Here is a 25,585-nt window from a genome sequence, read left to right on the forward strand (position 1 = left end):
TCTCCGTATAAGAGTTGATTAGCTCGTAATTGACTTTACTAGCATGTGTTGACTTCGTTTGAAGTCCTCACTTTTCGGTTTAAGATTAAGCTTCGTATCTCTTCGTCATCTTCACTCATTCACATCCTCATGTACATCAGTACACTCCGGTATTCATTCATTTGATTCCTTGACCTACTCGCTTCTCTTAACCCTTTTTTGTTTATTGTTGACGTTTTGTTGTTCAGTTTTCAAAGAGCAATTTTTCGTTATCGCTCAGAGGCGACTTTATTAATTTAACACATTTTAAAACTAAATGTCAATAACTTTTTTAAAAAAACTTTTTTTGTTTTTATCTCGTTATTGAGGACGAGATATAATATACCATGATAATAATACGAATACAAGTAGAATATTAATATTTTTTTGTTTTTATTATATTTTTATTAGTCTAGTAAACAACTTATTCTCTGAATATAATATAGAAGACTATCACTTCTATATTATATTCAGAAAAATAAGTTAAGCACTCAATCTTTCCAATGTTCCTTATAATGAAGTTCTTTCTTCTTGAAGAGATTTTGAATGGGATTCTTTTACTTTTATTTTCCTTTCATCTATAATGAAAAGCAATATCCCCAAAATGACAATTAACCCTCCGACAACTTGGGTCCACAATACTTTTTCATTTAATAAAAAGAATGCCAAAATTGTTGCACCTACAGGCTCAAATAAAATAGCCATTGAAATAATAGAAGTGCTTATCCATTTTAATGACCAATTAAATAACGTATGCCCTAGTAAAGTAGCAATTAGTGCAAGGAGAATAAAATAAACCCAATCACTAGCAGGATAAGGAGCTAGTGGTTCTTTAACGATTAGAACATATAGAAGAAGCGTAATTGCACTTATCGTATAAACAACAAAGGTGTAAGTAACTAACGATAGTCTTTTTCTCATTGCCTGCCCAAACATTAAGTATGCAGTAACTAAAGCACAAGCAACTAATGCCAATATATCTCCATATAGTGCAGCACCGCTTAATTTAAAATCACCCCAGCTAATACAGACACTACCGATTATCGCTAACAAACCGCTTGCAATAGCTTTCCAAGAAAAAGTTTCTTTAAAAAATATGTATCCACCTAAAAAAGCAAAAAGTGGTTGTAATGTAACCAGAACGGTTGAGCTTGCCACGGAAGTGAAATTCAACGATTCAAACCAAAAAATAAAATGAAATGCTAAGAAAATCCCTGAGACAACAGAGAAAATCCAGTCTCGTTTAGTAATAAGACGAAGTTCATGAACATATTTAAATAAAAAGAGTGGAGCCATGAAGAGTACTGAAAATAACAATCGATAAAAAGCAATCACTCCTGGAGGCGCTGAAGAAACCTTTACAAAGATGGCTGATGTCGAAACGGCAACAACGCCTATAGCCAATGCTAAATGAGGATTTAATTTTGGTAAATTCATTTTTTGCTCCTTTAGTCTACTAAATTAAGTGTATAAGTAATTTTACAACTGTCAGTCATTGTTTTCCATATGATTTATGGAATAATGCAGAATTTATTCGATTTACTATACTTTTACTGAAAGAAGAGAGGTAATATTGAATAATTTAGATATAGAAATATTTATAAAACTTGGGTTATCAGCAATTTTAGGACTTATTATTGGATTAGAACGCGAATTAAAAAGAAAACCAGTTGGCTTAAAAACAAGTTTAGTTATTTGTATTGTAAGCTGCTTGTTGACCATTGTTTCGATAGAATCGGCTTATATGTTCCCAAAAAATGATAGAATTAATATTACGATGGATCCTTTACGCTTAGCTGCACAAATTGTTTCAGGAATAGGCTTTTTAGGAGCTGGGGTCATACTAAGAAGAGGAAATGACAGTATTTCCGGATTAACAACTGCTGCACTTATATGGGGAGCAGCTGGTATTGGTATTGCAGTTGGAGCTGGTTATTATTTAGAATCAATTACAGGAGTAACCTTATTAATCATTAGCGTAAAAGTAATTCCTTTCCTTATGAGCTTAATTGGTCCAAGACAATTAAGAGAAAAAGAAATTACTTTAAATTTAAGAGTGTCTGAAAAAGAAAATATGAAAGATATCATTTCATTTATACAAGATCAAAAAATTTCTATTAAGAATATCCGGATTAAAGACTTAGAAGAAGGCGAGCATCTCATTCACTTAAGAATTATTGTCGATCATAGAAGAAAAACTACCGATGTTTATTACAGTGTTTCGGAAATTAAAGGGATTCGTCAAATTGAAATTGAGAATTTGCATTAATATAATGAATATTTCTTTTTAGATTGATGATAAACAATTAAATGATTGTTGCAGGAATTATTTAATGTTGTATAATATTAGAAGACTGTTTGTTATCATCAATTTTAAAGGGGCATTAGCTCAGCTGGGAGAGCGCTACGCTGGCAGCGTAGAGGTCAGGGGTTCGAGCCCCCTATGCTCCATACTTCAAGCTCTTGTTACACAAGAGTTTTTTCTTTATTATTCAATTAATCAACTTTAAGTGAATATTTTAATCCTCTACTAGTTGCCACTTTCTTTTTCTTTAATTCAGTATTCCCCCATCAAACCATGAAATCGATAATATTGTGAACCGCTTCGTTAGCAAATTGAATCCATCATTGTACAAAAGCTAATTAATCTTCAGAGAATCTTTCGACATAATATAAGTGCGTGATTACTTACTACTAATATACTTTTTTCCCTACAACTTTTCTCAATATAATAAATCCAAGTATTTAACTCTTCTTCATCTAAATCATTTATTAATTTGCATGTTTATCTAATGTTTTTGTTGTTGTTAAAAATTCCATTTTCCTGGTATTGTCAGTAGTAAGCCGAGATTCTTCATTAATCTTGTTATAAAAATCAATTACCTATTGCATTTATTTTCCTCCCAAAAAAATATATTTGATAATATAAAAATAAAAATAAATTAAGTACGCTAATGAAAGTGTTGTCTATAGTTTATCTTTCTATAAAAAGGTAATACTTCCTCTAATAGTTGATGTACTTAAGGTGAGATATTCAATTACTACATCTATTTCATCCTAATTCACTAAAACCTAACTCATATGTAACATCCGTTATAAATGCCAGTTATTTTCAATCTTACTCACTTTTTCACTCCATATTGGTAAGCGTATATTAAATTTTTCCCTACTATATATAGTCCAAAAACCTTATCCAACTATTAATGTAGATTAATTTGTACATAATGTAACTTTTTGTATTTTTAAGGTAAACTCTTTTATGTACAGGAAAAATAAATTTTTTTATAAAAAGTGAATCACTTTTGTTTTATTTTATTGATTGCAAGAGATATTTTCTGTATAATCAGCCTATTGATTTTGAATAGGAAATAAGGAGGTTTTTTATTTTGGGAAAAGCTTTAATTATTGGCGCTGGAGGCGTTGCCAGTGTTGTGGTACATAAATGCTGCCAAAACCCAGACGTTTTTGAAGAAATTTGCATTGCGAGCAGAACGGTTGAGAAATGTGATGCCTTGAAGGCAAAATTGGACGGAGGCCGTACAAAGATTCAAACTGCTCAAGTAGATGCTGACAATACAGAAGAGGTTATTGAACTAATTAAGCGTTTTGAACCGGAAATTGTTATTAATGTCGCTCTTCCTTATCAGGATTTAACGATTATGGATGCTTGTCTTGCTACAGGTGTGCATTATGTGGACACTGCCAACTATGAGCCGCCAGATACACCTAAATTCGAATATAAATGGCAATGGGCTTATCGAGAAAAATTTGAAAAGGCTGGTTTAACAGCACTGCTTGGAAGCGGTTTTGATCCAGGTGTTACAGGTGTGTTTACAGCATATGCTCAAAAGCACTATTTTGATGAGATTCATTATATTGATATCGTTGATGCAAATGCTGGCGATCATGGATATGCATTTGCAACGAATTTCAATCCTGAAATCAATATTCGTGAAATCACAGCTAATGGCCGCTACTTTGAAGATGGGAAATGGATCGAAACAGAACCACTCTCAGAGAAAAGAGTATATGACCTTCCAGAAATAGGTCCAAAAAACGTTTATCTTTTATACCATGAAGAATTAGAATCTTTAGCGGTTAACATTAAAGGAGTCAAACGTATAAGATTTTGGATGACTTTTTCAGATAACTATTTAAATCATTTACGTGTTCTTGAAAATATTGGGATGACTTCGATTGAACCAATTAATTATGAAGGCCAGGAAATTATTCCTCTTCAATTTTTGAAGGCTGTCCTTCCTGATCCTGCTTCATTAGGGCCAAGAACAAAAGGGAAAACCAACATCGGTTGTATTATTCAAGGAATCAAAGATGGGAAGCCAAAAACGTATTATGTATATAATGTATGTGACCATCAAGAATGCTTTGCCGAGGTTGGATCACAGGCTATCTCTTACACAACAGGAGTTCCTGCTATGATTGGAGCCATGCTAATTATGAAAGGTATCTGGAAAAAGCCTGGTGTCTACAATGTTGAAGAATTTGATCCAGATCCGTTTATGGAAGCTTTAAATAAACATGGACTTCCATGGCAAGAAAACTTCTCGCCAACTATTCTTGATTGAGGTATAAAGAATGAAACAAATTGACTTCAGTGCCCTTCCGTCACCATGTTATATCGTTGATGAAAGACTGCTTACAAAAAATCTTGAAATACTAAATTCTGTTCAAGAACGAACCGGATGCAGTATTCTGCTTGCTCTAAAAGGATTTTCAATGCACTCTGTGTTTCCTTTAGTGGGGAAATATTTAAAAGGAGTAACGTCTAGTTCTTTATTTGAAGCAAGACTTGGATTTGAAAAAATGGGGAAAGAAGTTCATGCTTATGCACCTGCTTATGTGGATCGAGAATTTGATGAACTTCTTACTTATGTGGACCATCTTGTTTTTAATTCCTTTGATCAATGGAATAAATATAAAGATAAAGTAAAAAACGTGAGTTCAAAGACAATTGAATGTGGAATTCGTGTGAATCCAGAATACTCTGAGATTGAAACACCTCTTTACGACCCTTGCTATAAGCATTCAAGATTAGGTGTAACATTGTCTAACTTTAAGCCTGAACAGTTGGATGGTATTGATGGGCTTCATTTTCATACGATGTGTGAACAAAATTCAGATACACTAGAACGTACAATTAAAGTGGTGGATGAAAAATTCGGGGAATACATCAAAAAAATGAAATGGCTTAATTTAGGCGGCGGCCATCATATTACAAGACCTGATTATGATATCGAAAAGCTCGTCCAAACCATTTTATATCTTAAGGACAAGTATTCAGTAGACATTTACCTTGAACCAGGGGAAGCAATAGCTTTAAATACTGGCTATTTAGTCGCTACTGTACTTGATATTATTGATAACGGGATGAATATTGCCATTTTAGATACATCAGCAACATGCCACATGCCTGATGTTATTGAAATGCCTTATCGACCGAATATTATTGATGCAGGCATGCCTAATGAGCATGCTCATACGTACAGACTTGGAGGAATGACTTGCCTTGCTGGGGATGTAATTGGCGACTATTCATTTAAAGAGCCTCTAAAACCAGGTGATAAGCTTGTTTTTTGTGATATGGCCCACTATACAATGGTGAAGAACCATACATTCAATGGAGTGAACCTTCCTTCCATTGCCTCGTATAATGATGAAGAAGGAATCAAAGTAATTAGACAGTTTGGTTACGAGGATTTTAGCAACCGTTTATCATAAGAAAAGCGCAAGCGCCTTGGTCATCGACGTACAAACTGGAGGGGCTTCGACTGAGATAAAGGAAACACGGTGAGCGTTAGCGAATCGATGTTGACATATCGTAGGAAGAAGACCTGAAGTTTGATAGTCAATAGGCGCTGGAGCTAGACAGTTATCTAACTTCAGATATAAATTCTGATAGCATAAGATTTTTAGCCACTCCCTCCATCGAAATGGGGAGTGGTTTTTTTGGGGATTTTAGTCTTCTCAAAAAGCAAATCCCTCATATTGACACCTCTCATCAAATTAACGAGAAAGATGTCAATACGAGGGATTATATAAAAAGAATTATAAAGTAAAATAATTTCCGTCGTTACTGTAAAATGTTTTCTAAAAAAGTCAACTTGTCTTTCGCATTATCCACTGTAATAATATCCACACCGCTATTAATATGCTTCTCTACTTTTTTACCTTTTATTGCTTTCAAAGCATTTTCAACACTAATATAGCCCATATCATATGGATTTTGAGCAACTGAACTTTTAATCGTCCCATTTTCAATTTTTTTTACCATTTCTGTGACACCATCAGATCCAATAACAGGCATCCGTAGTCCCTGGTTATTAATAAATTCTAGCGCTTCTAAAGCTAGTCCGTCATCGGTAGCAAAAACGCCTTGTAAATCAGGATGATTCTTTAAAAGAGTGCTTATAGTGTTTTTAATATTTGAATTTTCTCCCCCGAAAGGTAAGTATGCTTCAACACTATTAATACCTGCATTTAATAGAGCTTCTTTTGCTCCTTGAACCCTCTCTTTACTTATCGTGTTAGCGGATTCTCTACCAATAAGGGCAACTTTATCTGCAGGCTGAAGTATGGTTGTCAGTAACTCTCCTGCTTTTTTACCTAAAATAATATTATCAGTTCCAATAAACGAAGTTTGATCAGACCAATCTACTTGAGCGTCAACAAGTAGCACAGGAATATTGTTCTTTTTAAATTGCTCTAAGGCAGGTATAGACTTATCGCTATCAGGAGAATAAATAAGTGCGTCTGGTTTTTCCTTTAAAGCATTTTTTAATAAACGAAGTTGGTCTGGATCTTTCTTATCAGGAGGTAAAACTTTCCCTTCTACTCCAAAATCATTAAATCCTTTTTCAAATCCCGCTATCATAAACTTCCAATATTGCCCCTCTGAATTTTTTAATATGACAATTATTTTGGGCTTGTCTGCCTTTATTCCTATTAATCCATACCCTAAAAAGATACTAAGAAAAACGGTACAAATCGTTAATATGACCCATTGTTTCTTCACTATTTATTCTCCTTCTTATTCGGTTCCTGAAATGAATGAGGACAAGAAAAATGAATAGAAAATGTAGTGCCTTGATGACTTGTTTGCACCTCTATAGCGGCATGATGACGATCTGCGATACTGTAGCAGATAGCAAGACCTAACCCCGTTCCATTTTCCTTCGTAGTGAAAAAAGGTGTTCCAATCTTATCAAGATGTTCTTGTTTTATTCCTTTACCCGTATCTATGATTTTGAGCACAACCTCATCTTGCTCAAAATAAGTTTTAATCGTGAGAATACCTCCAGCAGACATAGCTTCGAGGCCATTTAAAGCAAGGTTTAAGACAAGCTGACGTATCTCCTTTTCATCAAGCAGCAGTTCTGGGCATCTTGTTAAAACAAGATTTACACCTTTACTTGCCAGCATTGCTTCAGCATTAATAAGAGGAAATAATGCCTCTATTATGTCATTGAGGAATCGAGGTGATTTATCGCTCGCTTTATTTCTTGCTAGATTTAAAAATTCTTTAATGATCGTATTTGCCCTATTAAGCTCTTCAAGCATTAAATCAATATGCGAAAGGGAAAGTAGTTCATTATCTAGTCTTCCCATTTGTAAAAACCCTTGAACGGTCGTCATTGGGTTTCGAATCTCATGAGCAATTCCAGCAGCCATCTCTCCGATTAAATTTAATCGGTCTAATCGTGACATTTCTTTTTCTAAAAGCTCTTGTTCCGTAATATCGTTCATGACTAAAAGAATGCAAGCTTCATTCTGAATGTCAATCATTTCCGTTGATAATAAAGCATGCTGAATGGTCCCATTTTTCGTTTTATAGTTAATCTTCATATTATTTATCGAATCAGTTTGATCTTTATTTTGAAAAGAGAGCTTTTCATTATCAGAGTTTCTACAAATTTCAAAATCAAAAACTTGATTTTTTATTTCAATGTAATCGTATTCAGTGTAATGCAGCCACGATTGATTAACGTCTATACACCTTCCATCTTTGACAGAAAGAATAGCCATCAAACAAGGGCTTGCTTCAAAAATTTTTCGAAATCTTTCCTCGGAAACATATAAATCATCTGCAACTCTTTGCCTTTCTTGAATTTCCTTCTGCAGCTTTTCATTTGCAGATAAAAGGTCTAATGTTCGATCTTCTACTATTTTTTCTAATAAAAGAACTTGTTGGATTCTCTCGTTCTCTATTTCTTTTCGCTCTGTGACATCACGGATGGAACAAACAAATAGATGAAAATTTTCAAATGCTGCTTTCCCTATTTGAATATCAGCAGCAAAACTGCTTTCATCCTTTCTCAGCCCAAAAGCTTCCATTATATTACCTGTTAAGGCGTTTTTTAGGGAACTTTTTGTAAAAGGAGTCACTTTTTCACCATTTTTCATTACCGAGTACAATAGACTCGTAATATGTTTACCCAATAATTCACTTTCTTGGTAGCCAAACATCTGCTTAGCTGCAGGATTAACAGATAATATAAAACCTTCTTCATCTAAGGTAACAATGGTATCCATTAACGTTTCACCAATCACTTTAGATAAAGCTTCTGTCTTTTGTAAATCCAGTGTTGCAAGATTTAATTTATGATGAACTTCCTCTAATTCTAATGAACGCTCTCTCTCATTTTTTTTCAAAATTCGTTGATGATTTTGATGAATTTTAACAAATTGTTCTATTTTTCTTTTAATAGTTTCTGGATTAAATGGTTTAAATACATAATCAATAGCCCCAACAGAATAGCCTCGAAGGACATGATCCATATCTTTACTAATAGCTGTTATAAAGATAATAGGAATATCTTTCGATTTCTCTCTTGATTTAATGAGCTTCGCTGTCTCAAATCCATTTAATACAGGCATTTGAACATCTAGCAAAATAACAGCAAAATCCTGCTTGAGGATACACATTAAGGCCTCTTCTCCAGATCTCGCACTGACCAAATGATAGTTTGGAGACATAAGGACAGCTTCTAATGCAAGTAAATTTTCATCCGAATCGTCAACCATCAAAATGTTAACTTTTTCAGCAGATTTTTCATTATTTGATTTTTTTGTAGAGCTTTTCTTCGGGATTAAATTCGTTGTAAAATTCTGCATAGCTTGTAAATCGAACCTCCTCTCTATGTCCTAATCCAAGAAAGCCATTTAAACCTAAACTGTCATAAAGTAAACGATGAACATGATTTTGTAATTGTTTATTAAAATAAATCATAACATTTCGACATATAATTATATGAAATTCATTAAAAGACTGATCTGTTACCAAATTATGCTGGGCGAAGACAATATTTTTCTTAAGGAATGGTTGAAAAACAACTTGCTCATGTTTTACATGATAATACTCAGAAAAAGCTCTGATTCCACCAGATTGAATATAGTTTCTTGTATAAAGCTGCATTTTTTCGATAGGTAAGATTCCTTGTTTAGCTGATTCTAAATTTTTTATATTAATATCCGTTGCATATATTTTTGCTTTTTCCAACAAGCCTTCTTCATGTAAAAGAATTGCCATGGAGAATACTTCTTCTCCGGATGAGCAGCCAACGTGCCAAATACGAATTTCAGGATAAGATGTAATAGATGGAATAACCTGTTTACGCAGAGCGCGAAAAAAAGTAGGATCTCGAAACATTTCAGTCACCATTATAGAAAAATCACTAAGTAGCTTATCCATAATGGAAGATTCATGGAAAACTTTATCCAATAGTGCTGAAATACTCGTTAATTTTTCCAAGCTAAGACGATGAAAAATTCTTCTTTTGATAAAAGAATAGGCATAATTTCTAAAATCATAGCCATAGTACCGATAAATACCCTCTAATAATAAATCGATTTCAATTTTTTCTAGCTCTTGATCATTTGTCTTTAAAAGCTTCATTCGGTCTGTAATGATGCTTCCCACCTATCTGTAAAGCCATACTTGAATCAATGACAACAGCTGTTCGATATTTATTGGTTTACTAATGTAATCTGACGCCCCTGCCTCAATACACTCATCTCGATTATGTTTCATCGCTTTTGCGGTCAATGCAATGATCGGAAGTGTTTGAAATTCTTCCATATTACGGATCTTACGCATCGTTTCTAAGCCGTCCATCTCTGGCATCATAATATCCATTAACACAATATCTGTATCTTGATTTTCCAATAGCACCTCAATTCCTTCAAGTCCATTTTTTGCAAAAATGACTTCCATATTATAATCCTCAAGCGCTGCTGTTAATGCAAATATATTGCGTATATCATCATCTACGATAAGGATTTTTGTACCATTTAATAGCATAGATCCATTTGGAATATTGCTTTCTAGGAGATTCTGTTCAATGCCAAAATCAAATAATTCCGCTGAAGCAGCTTCTACTGAAATAAGATCATTGATCATTTCCTGCATCGAGAACAAATTTTCCTTTGTATTGCTAATTTGAATGTTTGGAAGATAAAGAGTAAATGAACTTCCTACTCCTTCTACACTGTTTACAATTATATAACCGCCTAAAAGTTTCGCTATCTCTCTACTTATTGCCAGACCCAAACCTGTGCCGCCATATTTACGACTAGTCGTTCCATCAGCTTGTTTGAATGTATCAAAAATCATTTTTTGTTTTTCCTTTGGAATACCGATACCAGTATCGACGACTGTAAATGCTAGCATAGATTCCTTCTGAGAGGTTATTTGGATCTCTTCATAGTCAATCTTATCTGATTTTTGAATGATTAAAGAAATACTTCCTTTTTCTGTAAACTTAAAGGCGTTAGATAATAAATTATTTAATATTTGGTTAAGACGATGCTCATCCGTATGGAACATTTCAGGTAAGTTGGATTCTAATATTACATCAAACTCAAGTCCCTTTTGATGAGCTATTGGTAAAAATTGACTTTCAGCAAAACTTTTAATATCTGTCAGAACAACTTCTCCCGAAATCACTTCAAGCTTTCCTGATTCCACTTTCGATAAATCTAAAATATCATTAATTAAGTACAATAGATCATTTCCCGACGAGTAAATGGTCCGCAGGTATTCCTTCTGCTTGGGAGTTAAGTTTTCACTACCTTTTTCCATTAGCATTTGGGCTAAAATTAATAAACTATTAAGTGGAGTTCTTAACTCATGCGACATATTCGCTAAAAATTCTGATTTAAATTTGGAGCTTTGTGAAAGCTGCTGAGCTTTTTCTTCAAGCAATACGCCAGCCTCTTCTAGTTCCTTCTTTTTTTGTTCTGAATTTTTGTTCTGTTCCTCAAGCTCTTCATTAATAGATCTTAATTGTTCCTGTTGTAATTGCAGTTCTTCAGATTGGCTTTGTAGTTCTTCCGTTAATGCCTGAGAATCTTGGAGTAATTTTTTGACCTGCATTCTGTTTCTTATGCTATTAATCGTAATCCCTATATGCTCTATTACTTCTTGCAGAAGTCTTTGTTGAAGAGGACTAAAATCCTTGAAAGTAGCAATTTCAACAACAGCTAGGATCTCACCCTCAAACTCCGCTGGAATAATCATAATTTTATTAGGAGGCGATTTTCCAACTCCCGACGTTATTTGTAAATAATTTTCAGGAATTTCAGAAAGTAATATAGATTTTTTTTCCAGGGCACACTGACCAACGAGCCCTTCGCCCACTTCAAAACTGTCAAACTGATGCTTTTGATCAAATAGGGCATAAGAGGCGATTTTTTTGAGAACCTGTTTTTCATTAAATTTTTCTTTTATGTAAAAAATTCCAGTTTCAGCACCTACCATTGGTGTAATATCTTTAATAAAAGAATGGGCTAAAGTTTGAAAATCTTCTGCTGAAGGATATTTAGACGTAATTTCAGCCACCTTTGTTTTTAACCAGCTATGTTCTTCAGCTTTTTCTTTTAATTCTTTTTCTTGTTTTCCATGTTCCTCTAATACCTTTGCCATTTCATTATAGGCATTAGCTATAGCTCCAACCTCATCTTTAGAAGTCACTTTAATCCGTGGAAATCTCTCCCCTTTATGATAAGCTATTTTCGTCATAACTGACGTTACTCGATTTAAATTTTTTGTCATTCCAGTAATAAACCAAATAATGATCCCTACGCCAACTAAGAATCCAGATATGACGTAAATATAAATTTTTTTTACTGTTGAATAATAAGTTTGGCGGGTTCGAAAGAGTTCATCTTTCATTTCTTGCTCCTGCAACGAATATAATAAATCCATCATTTGTTGCATGCGTTCCTGGTTTTGCCTAGCATTTCCCCAAAGCAATTTGTCAAAATCAGCGCCATTTTGATTCATTTGTTGGTAAGTCATGATTTCTTGGCCTGTATTTTCATAGGATGTATATAGAGTCTTAAATTTGCTGATAATTTCTTGAGATTGCTTTCGAGTATCTTTTTCTTTAAGTGCATCAATAGATGAATTGATATTGTTTCTAGATTGCTCCCAATTATTGATGATCTGTGGAAGGATATCGTTAGGAGGATTTGAGGAAATTTCCATTAACTCTCTCCCCATGTTATTAATCTCATACTGAACCGTTGAAGCCAGCTTGATTCTTTCAGTTAACTCACTAATTACAACAGACATATTAACTGTCAGTTGATTAATCATATTTAATAAAATAACTAAAAGAATCGTTGTTAAGATTAATATAGAGCCTAAACCGCTAAAAAGCTTTGTTTTAAATTTCATAAAACCTCCGCTTATTTTTCATGACTCAACCAATAGGAAGTGTGGAAATAGAGAATCTAAATTTCGTCAGCGATTGAACTAGATTAACTCAGGTGCCAGCATTGCTCTAAACACTTGCCTCATTACTCTCATTTGTTTGGAGAGTCATAGAATTCTTTCTCATTCTTAGGAAGTGACTAATGATTTAGCAAACTTGTTTCTGTAGGATGGAGTATTGGTGAATGAGGTCGAGAATCTACTCCAACTTCTTAAATTTTCCAATCTGGACTACATTTAGAAATGTGGGTATTCCGCTCGTTAAAGCGGGATAAATATTTTACTTGAGTGAATTATATTACAAAGAGATATAGGAAACAATAACTAGATTCCAATATTTGTTCTTTTATGTGAACAAATTAACTCCCTTTTTTCATTATAAAAAGAGGATCAAAAGGAAGTACTAGCTTACCTTCAGTTTACCATTAATTTAGATATTTGATATTTATTATTCTGTACTATTAAAAACAATTTTACATATACTTTTCCTGAGAGTATCGTAAATTAGTTTTTAACAGTAAAATCTATTTATGATATAATCTTACTTTATGATATTATCATACTTTATGAAAAGGAGGCTTTTTGCTTTATATGACAATCTCAGAAATTAAAAAGAAGGCAAGAACATCATTAAGTGGACAATGGGGGAAAGCAGTATTACTTACTTTATTAGTATTTCTATTAAACACTGTTATTCCTGGAATATTTGAAATTCCACTTAGCGGAGGCTTTCAAAATTGGATAGTCCAAGAAGAAACGCCAGCATCTGTTACGATTATTAATATTATTATCGCAATTGTATTAATTCCATTTTCTATTTCAGTTAGCTGGTTTTTTCTTTCCTTATCTAGATTAGAGAAGCCACAAATTGGGGATACCTTTGCGATTTATAAAGATGGAAAAACTTCAATTAAAGTGATTGGAACAAGTATTTTAGCTGGAATATTTACATTTCTATGGACATTGCTGCTTATTATTCCTGGTATTATAAAGAGTATTTCTTATTCTCAAGCTTATTTCCTACTAAAGGATCATCCTGAATACAAAGTTCTTGAAGCAATTAGTGAGAGTAAAAAAAGAATGAAAGGCTATAAATGGAAGTACTTCCTTATGAATCTAAGTTTTATAGGATGGGGAATTCTTGCATTGCTTACATTAGGTATTGGGTTCTTATGGCTCGTCCCTTATGTTTCTGCATCATTGGCTACATTCTATAATGAACTTATTGCCAACAGAGACTATCAAACTTTCGATAAGGAAACAATCTAAACTTTATCACCCATATCTTTCTACATTAAGTGACCAAAAGATTCTTGTATCTTTTGGTCACTTTTGTGAAATAATGCTTTCATCAATAGCTTTCATAATAGCGGCAGTACGGTTTTTTACATTTAGCTTCGAGTAAATGCTAGAAATATAGTTTTTTACCGTTCCAAGCGACAAAAACATTCTTTCTGAGATCGCTTTATTTTGTAAGCCAAGCGCTAAATAACTTAGCATTTTTAGTTCTTGAGAATTTAAATCATATGGATTTTTTGTATTCGTTTGTTTTTCATGATCTAGTTCATTCGCTATCATATTTTGATAAACCTCTTTTGCTAGCTGTTGCGGAACGAGTGAGCCTCCATGAAAAACTAATTCAATTCCTTTAATTAAAAATTGTGGATCTACTGCCTTTAATATATAACCTTCAGCTCCAACATTCATCGCATTTTTAACATATGTAATATCTTGAAAGGTTGTAAGTATGATCACCTTTACCTCAGGCCAACGTTCTTTAATCATCTTCGTTGCTTTAACCCCATCCAATTTAGGCATTTGAATATCCATTAAAATGATATCTGGTATCTTATTTTCACACAAACGAACTCCTTCTTCACCGTTCTCAGCCATTCCGATCACTTGAATTTCTGACATACTTTCAATCACAATTTTTAAACTCTTACGTATTAGTTCTTGATCCTCTACAATATATATAGAAATGGTCATATCACTATCTCCTTTGCTAAAGGAATTGTACACATGATTTTTGTTCCGTTTGTTTGACTAGATTGAATCGACAACAATCCCTGCATTGAAGCAAGCCTATCCTTCATAGTGGATATGCCAAAGCCTAAAGTCATGTTTTCAGATCCTATTCCATTATCCTCAACTTCAAGTGTAACTGCATCCTCTTTGAACATTAATTCAACATATATATGATTAGCCTTTCCATGCCTTTTCGCATTGGTCAATGATTCCTGTAAACAACGAATGAGTGTTGTTTTCATTCTCTTTCCTATCTCTTTTTCTGTTCCTTGAATGTAGATATCTGTTTTTGTTCCTGTATGCTTCATAAAATCTTGCACAATAAACTTAAAAGAATCTGATAAACTTAGACTTTCTCCTTTTGGTGATAATTGATGAATCGTATGCCTGACATCATCTAATCCTTTTCTAGCTAAATTAGAAATCTCTTTAATATAGGACTCGGCCTCTTCTTGATTTGCTTTTATGAGAAAAGGAAGAGCATCTAAGCTTGTGATAACAGAAGTAAATATATGACCTACCGTGTCATGAAGGTCTTGGGACACACGATTTCTTTCCTCGATAATGGTTAATTCTTCTATTCTCTTAGAGTATTGCTCTAATGTTTTATTTTTTTCTTGAATAGAACTAATTAGCACTTTCATTTTATTATTGATCTTTGCAACTCTTCCCAACGTATATCCTAATATATAGAAAATAATCATGTCTGAAATTTGTAAAATGATACTTATTGTAAATAAATGAGCAGTCCATGTGCCTATCACGACTAGCCCTAAAACTAACAAGGGGCCAATCCACCGATAATGCCTTTCTTGACTAACAAAGCCAATCATCATTATAGGAAAATAAAAAAAAGAATATACGCCAATTTCATGAAATTGATGCATTAGAAACACAAACATACTGCCTGTTAATGCACATTCTGCAATAAAAAAATAGGAAACGTTCATATAACCAGGTCGATAAAATATGTATGAAACGAGAAACAGTAGAACAAATGAAAAAAACAAAATCCACCTTTTTGATTCATCTGAAAAAAGCGGAATGATTGTGCTCGCTTGATAACTAACCCAAAGTGTTCGAATTGCCAAAAGAATACTATCCAGCCATGTCCATTTTCTTAGCTCCAAAGAAACTCCCAAATTCATCAACTACCTTCAAATTCTTCTTGATTATCATTATCCTATTTTCCAATTCTTGTGGTCAATACAATTTTTTTCTAATTGAATCGTTTAAATTGGCTAAAGGTCACTTACTTGTATGACTTTCTTTTATTATATTTAACCTGTTGAATGAAACAAATTTGCATAAAAATTTTAATCATTTTGAGGTGAAGACAATGAAGAAAATCATTATTTTATCCATTATATCTGTGTTTTTCCTGTTGATGTCAGGATGCTCGGATCAACCTAGTATTGCAGCCAAAGCAGAGAAATTAGGAAAGTCTATTGATCATTTTATTGAATATATAGACACACTTAAAGTTCAAGATGCAATATCGCCAAAAGAGCAGGAAAAAATGGTTACGGAAATCGATAGAGTACACCGATCCATTGAAACATTTAATGAAGCTAAGGTACCAGGTATAATGAAAAAGGCAAAAAAACATATAAGAAAAAAATTGATAGAAAAAGATAAGATACTTTTAGAAGTTAAAGAAAAAGCAGAAAAAGGAGAAGCTACAATAGAGGATGTAAAAGAATTAAAAAAAGAACTCTCAGATGATATCAATATTAAGTTATTTAATAATTAATGCACCCTTTTTAAGAGAAACATAAGCATGATCTTTGATTAATAAAAGAAAAATGAGTAATATATGTTTGGAAACATATTTAACTTAAGGATCATCCTTAGCTAGAATAAAAGGGGCTATTGATGTTAGAAAAACGAACAGAAGGAGTTTTTTAAATGAAGAAAATTACATCAGAAAAAGAATATAATGAACAAATCAAGAAGGATCAGCTTTCAGTTGGAATTTTCACAACCACATGGTGCCCAGATTGCAAACGTTTAGATATGTTTATTGATGAAATTACATCAGAAAATCAAGACAAGCAATGGTTTAAAATCGACCGAGATGATTTTGCAGAAATATCGGAGAAGCAAAGTGTGATGGGAATTCCATCCTTATTAGTATTTAAAAATGGAGAAAAAATTGCTCATTTGCATAGCGCAAATGCAAAAACGCCTGATTCAGTAAGAGAATTTTTATCCGGTATTAACGGATAATAGCATTGCGAATGTAGAAAAATGACCGATCTATCAGCCCTTAATAAAGCTGTTAAATCGGTCATTTTTTTATTAGCGATTAATAGGCACGACGATTTTTTTTTACCTTTTTTTGAATTAATTCCTTTGCTACTGGTATTAGAGAGACAATTATAATCAAAATAGAAAAATGAGTAATGTTCTCTTTAATGATTGGGATATTTCCAAAGAAATACCCGCCAAAAGTCATTAAGGATACCCAAATAAATCCACCTGCGATATTAAAAATAGCAAATTTTATGAAGTTCATTTTACTTACACCTGCAACAAAAGGAGCAAAGGTTCTAACGATGGGAATAAATCTTGCAATAACAATCACAATTGGCCCTTTTTGTTCATAAAACTTTTGTGCTTTTTGCAAATGTTCTTTATTAATTAGCTTAAATCGTTTGTTTTCAAATACTTTAGGACCTATGTAATGCCCGATCCAATAATTCACTGCATCCCCTAAAATAGCGGCAATAAACATCAAGCCTGCTAATAAGAATATATTGATCGATCCTTGTGCCGATAATGTACCTGCAACAAAGAGCAGTGAATCTCCCGGTAGGAAAGGAGTAATGACTAATCCTGTTTCACAAAAAATAATGACAAATAACAACAGATAAACAAGCGTTCCATATTGCTGGACAATGGCAAACAAATGAACATCTAAATGTAAAATAAAATCGATAAAACTTTTAATGATTTCCACTTTTTAACCCCCTTTTATAGTTTTCAAATCTTTCATAAAGAATATGTAGCCCCATTTTTTGATCAAGAGCTTGTCCATACCTCACACTTTTTATTATTGTTTTCTATTTAACAGACAACTGTTCCCTTTATTTTGTTCTCTGTAGGTTAGAATGAACAAACATCATTTTTGTTTTGATATATCTTCACAGTTAAATCCTTGCTTTTGGAGCATCTTCTCTACCCCAAGATAATAAGGATTCTTATAAAAATTAGCCACCCGTTTAGACCATGTTAGAGTACTAGTCTCATTTCCAGTTTGATTTCTTTCAAACTGGAAAAAAGATCGATTATATTCTTGAAGCAACTCCTCTTGTTGAGGATTATACTTTTCATCGTGTAAAACAGCTGCTTGTGGTAGACGAGGCTTTTGAGCAGGCTCCTCTGCCCCATAACCTAAACATAATCCCGAAATTGGAATCACATATTTTGGTAGCTCGAGCAGGTCTGTTACATCTAATGAATTTCTTCGTATTCCTCCAATGGGTACTGTTCCTAAACCAAGTGATTCAGCAGCTGCAATCGCATAGCTCATTGACAATCCCACATCAGTAGCACCTACTAATAAAGAATCTACTTGATGTAACGCTTCAAGTGTCATTCCTTCCAAATCCCCACATAACTTAGCACGATAAAAATCTGCGCAAAAGACAAGAAAAATAGGTGCTTGTCTAATATGATTTTGATTTCCACAAAGCTGAGCAAGTTTATCCTTCCTAATGGGATCCTTAATGGAAATAATAGATACTTGCTGCCCATGTATCCACGAAGGTGCTGCTTGAGCTGCTTTAATAATCGTATTGAGGTTCTCTTCTTTTACTTGCCTATCCAAATATTGACGGTAGGAACGGTGATTCATTAAGCTTTTTACTACTTCATTCATTTAATATTCATCCTCCTATTCATATTCAAATTTACCTTTTATATTAACAGTTTTCAATTTTTTTGGTAAAAAAAGAAAGAGCCCACTAATGAAATTCGTCGACTTGTTAATGACAATTATATTATTATCATAATAAATTTTTACCTAAAGCTGATAGCTTTGAGATAAAATGAATCCCTCCTGTGTGAAAGTATTGGTTTTTTCCTTACTGTCCTCACAAAAGGGATTATATCATGACGTTTCAGCATTTTTTAAAGATTATAATATGAAATGACAAAGTGCAAAATCGTTAAAGAGGAGGAAGGGTTGATATACTTATGGGGGCGATCTCCTTTAAAACGAATGGAGTCATACTCATCTAAATGATAAGTATCGCCATCTACTTCCACTGTCAATTGACCGGACATCACAGTAACAAATTCCATCACCCCTGCCCGGTGTGCTTCAGAGAGATATTCCGCCCTAGGTTGTAGATATCCCCGATAAAGCTCCATCGAGCCATGGGAATGAAACAAAGGCTCTGCGACTAACACGTCGTTTGAACTGATCAGTTTCAGCCCATCCCTCTTACGGGCAATAGAGACATCTGATTCAATAGACAATAGTGCGGTTATCGGGATATTGAGACCATTTGCAATTTTCCAGATTACGGACAATGTAGGATTGGCTTCTCCACGTTCAATCTTAATTAAAGTTAATTTACTAACCCCGATTTGTTTGGCCAAGGCCTCTACTCCAATTCCTTTATTAACCCGGAACTGCCTTAAGTTAGCACCGATACGTTCCCCTATATCTCCTTCTTCCCAAGGTTTTTCAGTTTTCATACTATTCACCTTCGATTCAAAAGATTTTCTCACACTTTTCCTTATATTATAATAAACAAAAAGTTAATTATAATATACAATTTCATTACTTTTTATATTATAATTAACTATAAGTTAATTATAATATACCACTCAGCGTATCTCACACCACACGGATTATTTTTTTACTTTCAATTAAGAGGGGTGCTTTCGGTGTGTTTGTATTGTTTGAGCAGTTAGTTTATTACTAAATAAAGTAAGGGGTTGTTTTAGGGTGGAAGAAAAAAAAACAACGATAAAAACTGGTTTTATGGAAGCTTTGCCACTAGCAATCGCCATTGCGGCATATGGATTATCTTATGGAGTACTAGCAACTCAAGCCAATTTTAGTTTACTGGGTTCTTTAACATTATCCATGCTAGTGTTCTCTGGGTCTCTACAAATGGTAGCCGTCGCAATGTTAACAGGGGGCGCAAGTCTAGCAACTGTGCTTTTCACATCAGTTTTGTTAAATTTGCGCAATTTGCTATACGGAGCTGCCCTTGCCGAAGGTCTTGCCCCAGCTAAGAAATGGAGATGGCTGTTATCTTTTGGAGTATCAGATGAACCTTTTGTTTTGGGTAGTTCAAGATTTAAAAAGTATGGACCAGATCCTCTTTATTTTGGGATCGTTGTTGGTACTTTTTATATCGCTTGGGTTATCTCTTCACTCATTGGAGCGTTAATTGGAAACCAAATTGATCCGCAAAAATGGGGTTTAGACTTAGCATTTCCAATTACATTTGTAGCTCTTCTAATCCCTAGTCTTAAAGAAAAACCATTAATTGCAACAGCGCTCGCTGCTGCAGTTATAGCAATTGTGCTCGAATATTTCATGCCAGGCAACGAATTTACGATCATTATTACTGGTATTTTAGCACCGCTTGTAGGTCTTTATTTAAAGAGGAGGTCCCAAAATGCTTAATCAATGGATTCTAATCGGATTACTTTCCGTTTCAACATATGTATCACGCATCATCGGCGTCGAAATAATGGCCGGACGAGAGATGAACCCTACCTTGCGATTATATTTTAATTACGTGCCAATTGGAATTATATCTGCACTTATCATCAAACAAATATTAGTTCCCTCTGATGGGCAACTAGTTATATCAATTCCAGTCCTTATAGGCTGCCTTTCCACAGCAATCTCCATTAAGATCATAAACATGTTTCTTCCTTCTGTTATAATTGGAGCAATGATTGGATTGTTAACTCGATATTTTTTAAGCTAAGTTTTTTATCCATAATAAAACACTCCTATTTCTAGGAATGTAGTATAGAATGAAACTTTAATAATAACAATTAACAAATCTAATGCCATATTCATATCTGGAAATAAATCGCTAACAGGTTAAAAGAGTGAATGGATCTCGTTTCTCTGAACCAGTATGAGATAGATAATATACCAGCTTTCCATTGTATTCTAACTGTAGAGAGGGTAGTTCTTTTAAATCATTAGGTGTGACTAGTGAAAGAGGTTTTTGATAGGGAGTGTTTATTCCACACTCATCAAGAATCGTTGCCACAAAATGCGAGCAAAAAAAAGCATTCTTTCGATCCATTCTTTTATTAAAAACAACAGCAAAAACTCCGAGAAAATTATATTTGTATAGCTGCTTTTGAGCCTCCATTTTTTTAATTTTTTCGAGCATTGTGTTATATTGGGCTTCTGATATGGAACAGCTGTAAATGGCGCAAGATGCTTTTTTAAATAGATCACCTTGTATATTTTCTTTCACAAATCCAGCTATAAATGGGTTTCCTGATTTTTTCCTGCCAAAGCTGTATACATGCAACAATTGTTGATCAAATGCAATAGACGCATGATTTAGTGGTTTTCTTGTATAAAGTTTAATCAATCTTGAAAAAATAGTCCCAGTATCTGTTAGAAGTATGTAGACTTTCTGCTCCTTCAAATCCTCGCCTCCAAAAATAGATGATAATAAGTAAGGATGAATGGCTTTTCACTCTCTCCCATAATTAACTTTACTCTTTGAAAGTCATGTTAGATAGCTGCCCTAAGTCAGGCTTTTCAATCAAAAGTCATAACAAAGCAACAATTATAATTTTGTGAATACAAGGATCGATCCTGAGAAAGTATACATCTATACATCTATTACTCCATCACATTGATCTGAATAATACTGTTTATTTTGACAAAGTTTCTATTATTGCTTCTATCTTTCATTCTTAATCCCCTTTTAATTGGATCCATATAATCAACAAGTCCAGTCATTTTTTGTTCAAACCCTTCTGCTATACGAACAAAGATTCTTTATAAGGTAAATTTTTTTAAAAATAAAAGATGAAAATCTATAAAGAACTTTTCACATCCTCTTCGTGCATAAAAATATTCTGATAATTGGTCTAAAGTATGAAAAAAGGGACTATACTCCTACTTACAAACCATTCATTTTTGCTATAAAATGAGAATGGAGTGAAATTATGAAAATGCATTCACAATCTTAATAGGTTTGTTGGAGATAACCGCGAAAGTGAGGTAATCGCATGTGGGCATCATTGATGAAGGAACATACATAGAAACAGTCCACATAAATGGGCTTCAAATCTCTTTAGTTGCATCAGGAGACGGTACTGAAGTCATACACCATAAAATGCAGCGTGGATCACATTGGGCTTTAAGACCAGAAGAAGGATGGAGTGCATTAGAATACTTGTATATCCTTTCTGGTGAACTTGAACTACAAACTAGTGAATGTCCAAAAGTATTACGGGCTGGAGATTCTTTTTATGGCCATCCTATTCAAGAGCACTATGTTTTTCATTGTCATACTGAAACGGAATTTCTATACGTATCTTCTCAGCCTGTTTTTCATTATTATAGTAAAATTACTAAAGAAAAAATGGATTTAGCTATTGCGATTGAGGAAAAGGATGGGTATACCGTTGATCATTGTAAAAGAATCAAAGAAATTTCGATGAAAATTGGAAAGGCTTTAGGTTTGAAACCGAAGCAGATAATCCTTTTAAATATTGCTTCTTTTCTACATGATATAGGCAAAGTAAAGGTACCTTTATCTATTCTCCAAAAGCCAGGAAAGCTTACGTATGAGGAATGGGAAATCATGAAGCTCCACACGACTTATGGAAGAGAAATATTAGAAGAATCAGGTCATTCAACCTTAATTGAAGTGGGGAAAATAGTCGAACAGCATCATGAAAGATTTGATGGAAATGGCTATCCTAAAGGGTTAAAAGGCGATGAGATTTCGATTGAAGCCGCCATTATTTCAGTTGCCGATTCCTACGATGCGATGACCACAGACCGAGTCTATCAAAAAGGGAGAACAAAAGAGGAAGCGTTGGAAGAGATTTTGAAAAATCGAGGTACAATGTATCATCCAGACATTGTTGATATATTTTTAGCTTTAGATAAATAACTATTATCGTAGAGGAGAGAATAACTTGAAAAAAATTGGATTTTTACTTATGGTTTTACTGTTAATTGCTGTTTTTAATGTAAAGCCAGCATCTGCAGCGTATTTATCAGAAAAAGATCAATACATTGAGGTATCTTACGATCAAGCACGATATGCAGCCGATCTAATGGGTTTGAAAAATATTCCTTTAGGGGAAGAAACAGCTCGTCTATCATTTGAAAAGCAAGAAGCATTCATTGCTAAGCTTGAAAAAATTCTTGGAAAAGAAATTGATCATTACTACATATGGCTAGTCGTTGATGGAGAAGTCGTTTTAGGAATTGATCCACCTGAGACTTTATATTAATTAATCAATTAAATACTAAGAAAAAATCTACTCACATCCTTGAGTAGATTTTTTCTATCTATCATTTCTAGATTAATACCCTAACACACTAGTCACAAGTGAAAGTATTAACAAAATAGTCATAAGTCCGCTTACTGCAAAAGCATGTTTTCTTTGCTTCCCTTTAGCTTTCGGAACAAGAGAACGATAATACAGGAAAGAGCCAATAATGACGAGAGCCAGCTCAACGACCATACTGACAATTGGAAATTTCCATAAGCCTAGCCCAAGTAGTGGCAAATCCCCGAGAGCACCAGGAAGGATGGCCATATCTGCTCGATGTACGATAAGATCAAGAAGCCAATGACTGAATACGACCGAGGAAATGACAGTGCCTCCCCGTTTTCCCCAGAAGCGCCAAGCTAATAAGCCTGCAATGATCGAAATGACTAGTGCGCTTATTAAAGAGTGAGTATAATGAGCGTGAATGATTACCCTACCATATCCGCCACCTTCCACAGGCTCTAAGCCTTCAACACCAGAAATGAGCAATGGGACAAACACAACATCTAATAATTGAGTACTTAACATAAGAGCCCATAAAGGAACCTCCGGTGTTTTCGATTTTACTGCAGCTGCGACACCAAAATGACCTGCAAACATATTACTTCATCTCCTTTTCATTAGTACGAATTTTGCCATCAAAAATTCCACAAACCACAGTAAATAGAAGCACGAATACGATAAAACTCATTTTTTATCACTCCATTATTTGTTATGATTTTCTATCTTTTGCGACTTCATTTTATGAATGCCAGCAAGAAAGGTATCAATAAGTAAACGAATACTTACATCAAGATCAAGCGGTATTCCAAAACCTTTCTTTTGTTCAAGAGAAGCAAATCCATGCAAAATGCTGCGAAGCCCTCTTGCTGCATGAACAGATTCTTCATCCTCAAGTTCATACGCATTTAGTACACGAATAACGAGATCAACAATTTTTGGACCAATACTTTGAAACTCTGTACTACTTAAATCTGTATTTGCCCAAAGAGTTGCTTCATATAAACCTGGATGTACTCGAGCAAAATTAATATACGCTTTACTCATAGCATGGACGGCATCATCTTTTGAGCGCCCAATCGCCGCATGTGATAACACTTTATACAATTCTTCTAATCCATAAATTGCGAGCGCCTTTTGAAGACCTTGCAATCCATCTACATGATTGTATAAAGAGGGCGGACGAATTTTTAATTTTTTCGCTAGTGTTGCTAAAGTTAAAGAATATACTCCATCTGTGTCAACAATTTCTGTTGCTGCTGCTAAAATAGTATTTAAATCCAGTCCTGCTCTTGGTGACATATTCATTCCTCCATCTTGTTTAACTTATTGACTTCTCAAGCTTATGAATCGCGTGTTCAATTATATTCACAGGCTGCTTAATCATTTTTCCATGTCCAACGGCAAGAAGAGATGGTTTTTGATTTATTATCTTCTTTGCACTTTTTAGTGCCTCTTCCTTACTCCAAGTTGCCATGGCAGGAAACGGAAACAGTATTTGCATTTGACCAGAAACGGCAACTCCTCCATGAGTTTGAAAAGCATCTCCAGCAATAATTGCATTTGTTCTTTCATCAATGAAAGACATCGAGCCTGGTGTATGACCTGGTGTATTAATCGCTCTAAGCGAGCCAATTCGATCCCCCTCATGAAGTAACACATCCGGTCGGGTCTTTACCGTTTCAGGCTTAGGAACTCCGCCTTTTATAGGTGTTTTGATTTCATTTTCATCCAATGACTGATCTCCTCTTAACAAACGTTCATCTCTTTTGGAAATATAAACTTTTGCGTCAGGAAGCATATCTTTTAGTTTATCCAATGAACCAATATGATCTCCATGTGCATGTGTCAAAACAATTCGTGTTAGAGGCTTTCCGATTTTTTGAGCTGTCTCTAAGATGCTCTTATAGCTATTCGGCAGAGCAGCATCAACTAATGTTAGCTCGGTTTCTTCTTCAACCATGTAGCAATTAACTGGGAAAAGTGTCGGGTAAAAGTTTAATTGATAAATAAAATCTTCTTTTGCAACTTTCATTTTTTTACCTCCCTTATTCATTAAACTAATTATGTTAGTTTTATTCTAACTAATGTCATTAGTTTTCACAAGTATATTTTTTATAAATATTTTTTAATCACTGCTCCAAAGTGAAAAAGTACCTATATTAAAGACTGGACCTTTCAAACCAATTGACATTTCCTTCAAATAAGCATAATATATTAATAAATGAAAAAGTTGGTCTAACGCAACATTAATCCCTTTATTCAAATATATTGTATAGGAGGAAATTA

At 34.0% G+C, this 25,585-nt stretch carries 24 protein-coding genes and 1 tRNA gene; 11 read left to right on the plus strand and 14 right to left on the minus strand.

Annotated features, from left to right (window positions below; genetic code table 11):
* Positions 1 to 528: 528 nt before the first annotated feature.
* On the minus strand, positions 529 to 1,455 hold the full coding sequence (locus tag FDO66_RS16670; RefSeq protein WP_141433793.1) for a DMT family transporter: 927 nt from the start codon (positions 1,453 to 1,455) through the stop codon (positions 529 to 531).
* A 136-nt stretch (positions 1,456 to 1,591) separates the two neighbouring features.
* On the opposite strand from FDO66_RS16670, the gene FDO66_RS16675 reads away from it, so the two are divergent.
* The 4 genes from FDO66_RS16675 (at position 1,592) to nspC (ending at position 5,757) form a co-directional block, all read left to right on the plus strand.
* Positions 1,592 to 2,287, plus strand: a complete 696-nt coding sequence (locus FDO66_RS16675; RefSeq protein ID WP_141433794.1) for an MgtC/SapB family protein — start codon at positions 1,592 to 1,594, stop codon at positions 2,285 to 2,287.
* Between the two features lie 109 nt (positions 2,288 to 2,396).
* Positions 2,397 to 2,469, plus strand: a tRNA-Ala gene (locus FDO66_RS16680).
* Positions 2,470 to 3,404: 935 nt separating this feature from the next.
* The gene (locus tag FDO66_RS16685; RefSeq protein WP_141433795.1) at positions 3,405 to 4,604 is read left to right on the plus strand and encodes a saccharopine dehydrogenase family protein; all 1,200 of its coding nucleotides are present in this window, start codon (positions 3,405 to 3,407) and stop codon (positions 4,602 to 4,604) included.
* A gap of 10 nt (positions 4,605 to 4,614) precedes the next feature.
* On the plus strand, positions 4,615 to 5,757 hold the full coding sequence (gene nspC / locus FDO66_RS16690; RefSeq protein ID WP_141433796.1) for a carboxynorspermidine decarboxylase: 1,143 nt from the start codon (positions 4,615 to 4,617) through the stop codon (positions 5,755 to 5,757).
* Between the two features lie 352 nt (positions 5,758 to 6,109).
* Here the strand turns inward: nspC and FDO66_RS16695 are convergent, their stop codons facing one another.
* The 4 genes from FDO66_RS16695 to FDO66_RS16710 are packed head-to-tail and all read right to left on the minus strand — an operon-like array spanning position 6,110 to position 12,715.
* Positions 6,110 to 7,051 (minus strand): sugar ABC transporter substrate-binding protein, encoded by a 942-nt coding sequence (locus FDO66_RS16695; protein WP_181444616.1) that lies wholly within the window; start codon positions 7,049 to 7,051, stop codon positions 6,110 to 6,112.
* Positions 7,051 to 9,150, minus strand: coding sequence for a PAS domain S-box protein (locus FDO66_RS16700; protein ID WP_181444617.1), 2,100 nt, complete (start codon positions 9,148 to 9,150; stop codon positions 7,051 to 7,053). Before FDO66_RS16700 ends, FDO66_RS16695 begins: the two co-directional genes overlap by 1 nt.
* A complete protein-coding gene (locus FDO66_RS16705; protein WP_141433874.1) occupies positions 9,092 to 9,931 on the minus strand; it encodes a CheR family methyltransferase in 840 nt (279 codons plus the stop codon). The genes FDO66_RS16700 and FDO66_RS16705 overlap by 59 nt, the downstream gene beginning before the upstream one ends.
* Positions 9,932 to 9,955: 24 nt before the next feature.
* Positions 9,956 to 12,715, minus strand: a complete 2,760-nt coding sequence (locus FDO66_RS16710; RefSeq protein ID WP_141433798.1) for a response regulator — start codon at positions 12,713 to 12,715, stop codon at positions 9,956 to 9,958.
* 627 nt (positions 12,716 to 13,342) lie between these two features.
* On the opposite strand from FDO66_RS16710, the gene FDO66_RS16715 reads away from it, so the two are divergent.
* Complete coding sequence (locus FDO66_RS16715) at positions 13,343 to 14,020, plus strand: DUF975 family protein (RefSeq protein ID WP_141433799.1); 678 nt, start codon at positions 13,343 to 13,345, stop codon at positions 14,018 to 14,020.
* A gap of 57 nt (positions 14,021 to 14,077) precedes the next feature.
* Here FDO66_RS16715 and FDO66_RS16720 read toward each other — a convergent pair whose 3' ends face one another.
* Both FDO66_RS16720 and FDO66_RS16725 read right to left on the minus strand, forming a co-directional pair.
* Positions 14,078 to 14,740 (minus strand): response regulator transcription factor, encoded by a 663-nt coding sequence (locus FDO66_RS16720; RefSeq protein WP_141433800.1) that lies wholly within the window; start codon positions 14,738 to 14,740, stop codon positions 14,078 to 14,080.
* On the minus strand, positions 14,737 to 15,921 hold the full coding sequence (locus FDO66_RS16725) for a sensor histidine kinase (protein WP_181444618.1): 1,185 nt from the start codon (positions 15,919 to 15,921) through the stop codon (positions 14,737 to 14,739). Before FDO66_RS16725 ends, FDO66_RS16720 begins: the two co-directional genes overlap by 4 nt.
* 197 nt (positions 15,922 to 16,118) lie before the next feature.
* Between FDO66_RS16725 and FDO66_RS16730 the strand changes: the two genes are divergently transcribed.
* The gene (locus FDO66_RS16730; RefSeq protein WP_141433802.1) at positions 16,119 to 16,532 is read left to right on the plus strand and encodes a hypothetical protein; all 414 of its coding nucleotides are present in this window, start codon (positions 16,119 to 16,121) and stop codon (positions 16,530 to 16,532) included.
* A gap of 155 nt (positions 16,533 to 16,687) precedes the next feature.
* Entirely contained in the window at positions 16,688 to 17,008 is a 321-nt protein-coding gene (locus FDO66_RS16735; RefSeq protein WP_141433803.1) for a thioredoxin family protein, read from the plus strand.
* Positions 17,009 to 17,087: 79 nt separating this feature from the next.
* Here the strand turns inward: FDO66_RS16735 and FDO66_RS16740 are convergent, their stop codons facing one another.
* The 3 genes from FDO66_RS16740 to FDO66_RS16750 form a co-directional block, all read right to left on the minus strand.
* Positions 17,088 to 17,741, minus strand: a complete 654-nt coding sequence (locus FDO66_RS16740; RefSeq protein WP_141433804.1) for a DedA family protein — start codon at positions 17,739 to 17,741, stop codon at positions 17,088 to 17,090.
* Between the two features lie 162 nt (positions 17,742 to 17,903).
* Positions 17,904 to 18,662 carry an NADPH-dependent oxidoreductase gene (locus FDO66_RS16745; protein WP_141433805.1) on the minus strand — a complete coding sequence of 253 codons (759 nt, stop codon included), beginning with the start codon at positions 18,660 to 18,662 and terminating at the stop codon, positions 17,904 to 17,906.
* Positions 18,663 to 18,913: 251 nt separating this feature from the next.
* A complete protein-coding gene (locus tag FDO66_RS16750) occupies positions 18,914 to 19,486 on the minus strand; it encodes a helix-turn-helix domain-containing protein (protein WP_181444619.1) in 573 nt (190 codons plus the stop codon).
* 253 nt (positions 19,487 to 19,739) lie between these two features.
* Here FDO66_RS16750 and FDO66_RS16755 point away from each other — a divergent pair, with 253 nt between their 5' ends.
* Positions 19,740 to 20,429, plus strand: coding sequence for an AzlC family ABC transporter permease (locus FDO66_RS16755; RefSeq protein ID WP_141433806.1), 690 nt, complete (start codon positions 19,740 to 19,742; stop codon positions 20,427 to 20,429).
* A complete protein-coding gene (locus tag FDO66_RS16760; RefSeq protein ID WP_141433807.1) occupies positions 20,422 to 20,739 on the plus strand; it encodes an AzlD domain-containing protein in 318 nt (105 codons plus the stop codon). The genes FDO66_RS16755 and FDO66_RS16760 overlap by 8 nt, the downstream gene beginning before the upstream one ends.
* Before the next feature lie 111 nt (positions 20,740 to 20,850).
* On the opposite strand, the gene FDO66_RS16765 is transcribed toward FDO66_RS16760, so the two are convergent.
* Positions 20,851 to 21,423 (minus strand): hypothetical protein, encoded by a 573-nt coding sequence (locus FDO66_RS16765; RefSeq protein ID WP_141433808.1) that lies wholly within the window; start codon positions 21,421 to 21,423, stop codon positions 20,851 to 20,853.
* Between the two features lie 594 nt (positions 21,424 to 22,017).
* On the opposite strand from FDO66_RS16765, the gene FDO66_RS16770 reads away from it, so the two are divergent.
* Together FDO66_RS16770 and FDO66_RS16775 are read left to right on the plus strand one after the other, a co-directional pair.
* Positions 22,018 to 22,908 carry an HD domain-containing phosphohydrolase gene (locus FDO66_RS16770; protein WP_141433809.1) on the plus strand — a complete coding sequence of 297 codons (891 nt, stop codon included), beginning with the start codon at positions 22,018 to 22,020 and terminating at the stop codon, positions 22,906 to 22,908.
* Positions 22,909 to 22,933: 25 nt separating this feature from the next.
* Positions 22,934 to 23,254, plus strand: a complete 321-nt coding sequence (locus tag FDO66_RS16775; protein WP_141433810.1) for an 8-amino-7-oxononanoate synthase — start codon at positions 22,934 to 22,936, stop codon at positions 23,252 to 23,254.
* Positions 23,255 to 23,326: 72 nt separating this feature from the next.
* Here the strand turns inward: FDO66_RS16775 and FDO66_RS16780 are convergent, their stop codons facing one another.
* From FDO66_RS16780 to FDO66_RS16790, 3 genes are all read right to left on the minus strand, one after another.
* Positions 23,327 to 23,896, minus strand: a complete 570-nt coding sequence (locus tag FDO66_RS16780) for a permease (protein WP_141433811.1) — start codon at positions 23,894 to 23,896, stop codon at positions 23,327 to 23,329.
* A gap of 105 nt (positions 23,897 to 24,001) precedes the next feature.
* Positions 24,002 to 24,598 (minus strand): TetR/AcrR family transcriptional regulator, encoded by a 597-nt coding sequence (locus tag FDO66_RS16785; RefSeq protein WP_141433812.1) that lies wholly within the window; start codon positions 24,596 to 24,598, stop codon positions 24,002 to 24,004.
* 19 nt (positions 24,599 to 24,617) lie between these two features.
* The gene (locus FDO66_RS16790; protein ID WP_141433813.1) at positions 24,618 to 25,331 is read right to left on the minus strand and encodes an MBL fold metallo-hydrolase; all 714 of its coding nucleotides are present in this window, start codon (positions 25,329 to 25,331) and stop codon (positions 24,618 to 24,620) included.
* Positions 25,332 to 25,585 lie beyond the last annotated feature (254 nt).

The organism is Bacillus sp. 03113, assembly GCF_006546985.1.
Lineage (GTDB): Bacteria > Bacillota > Bacilli > Bacillales > Cytobacillaceae > VATK01.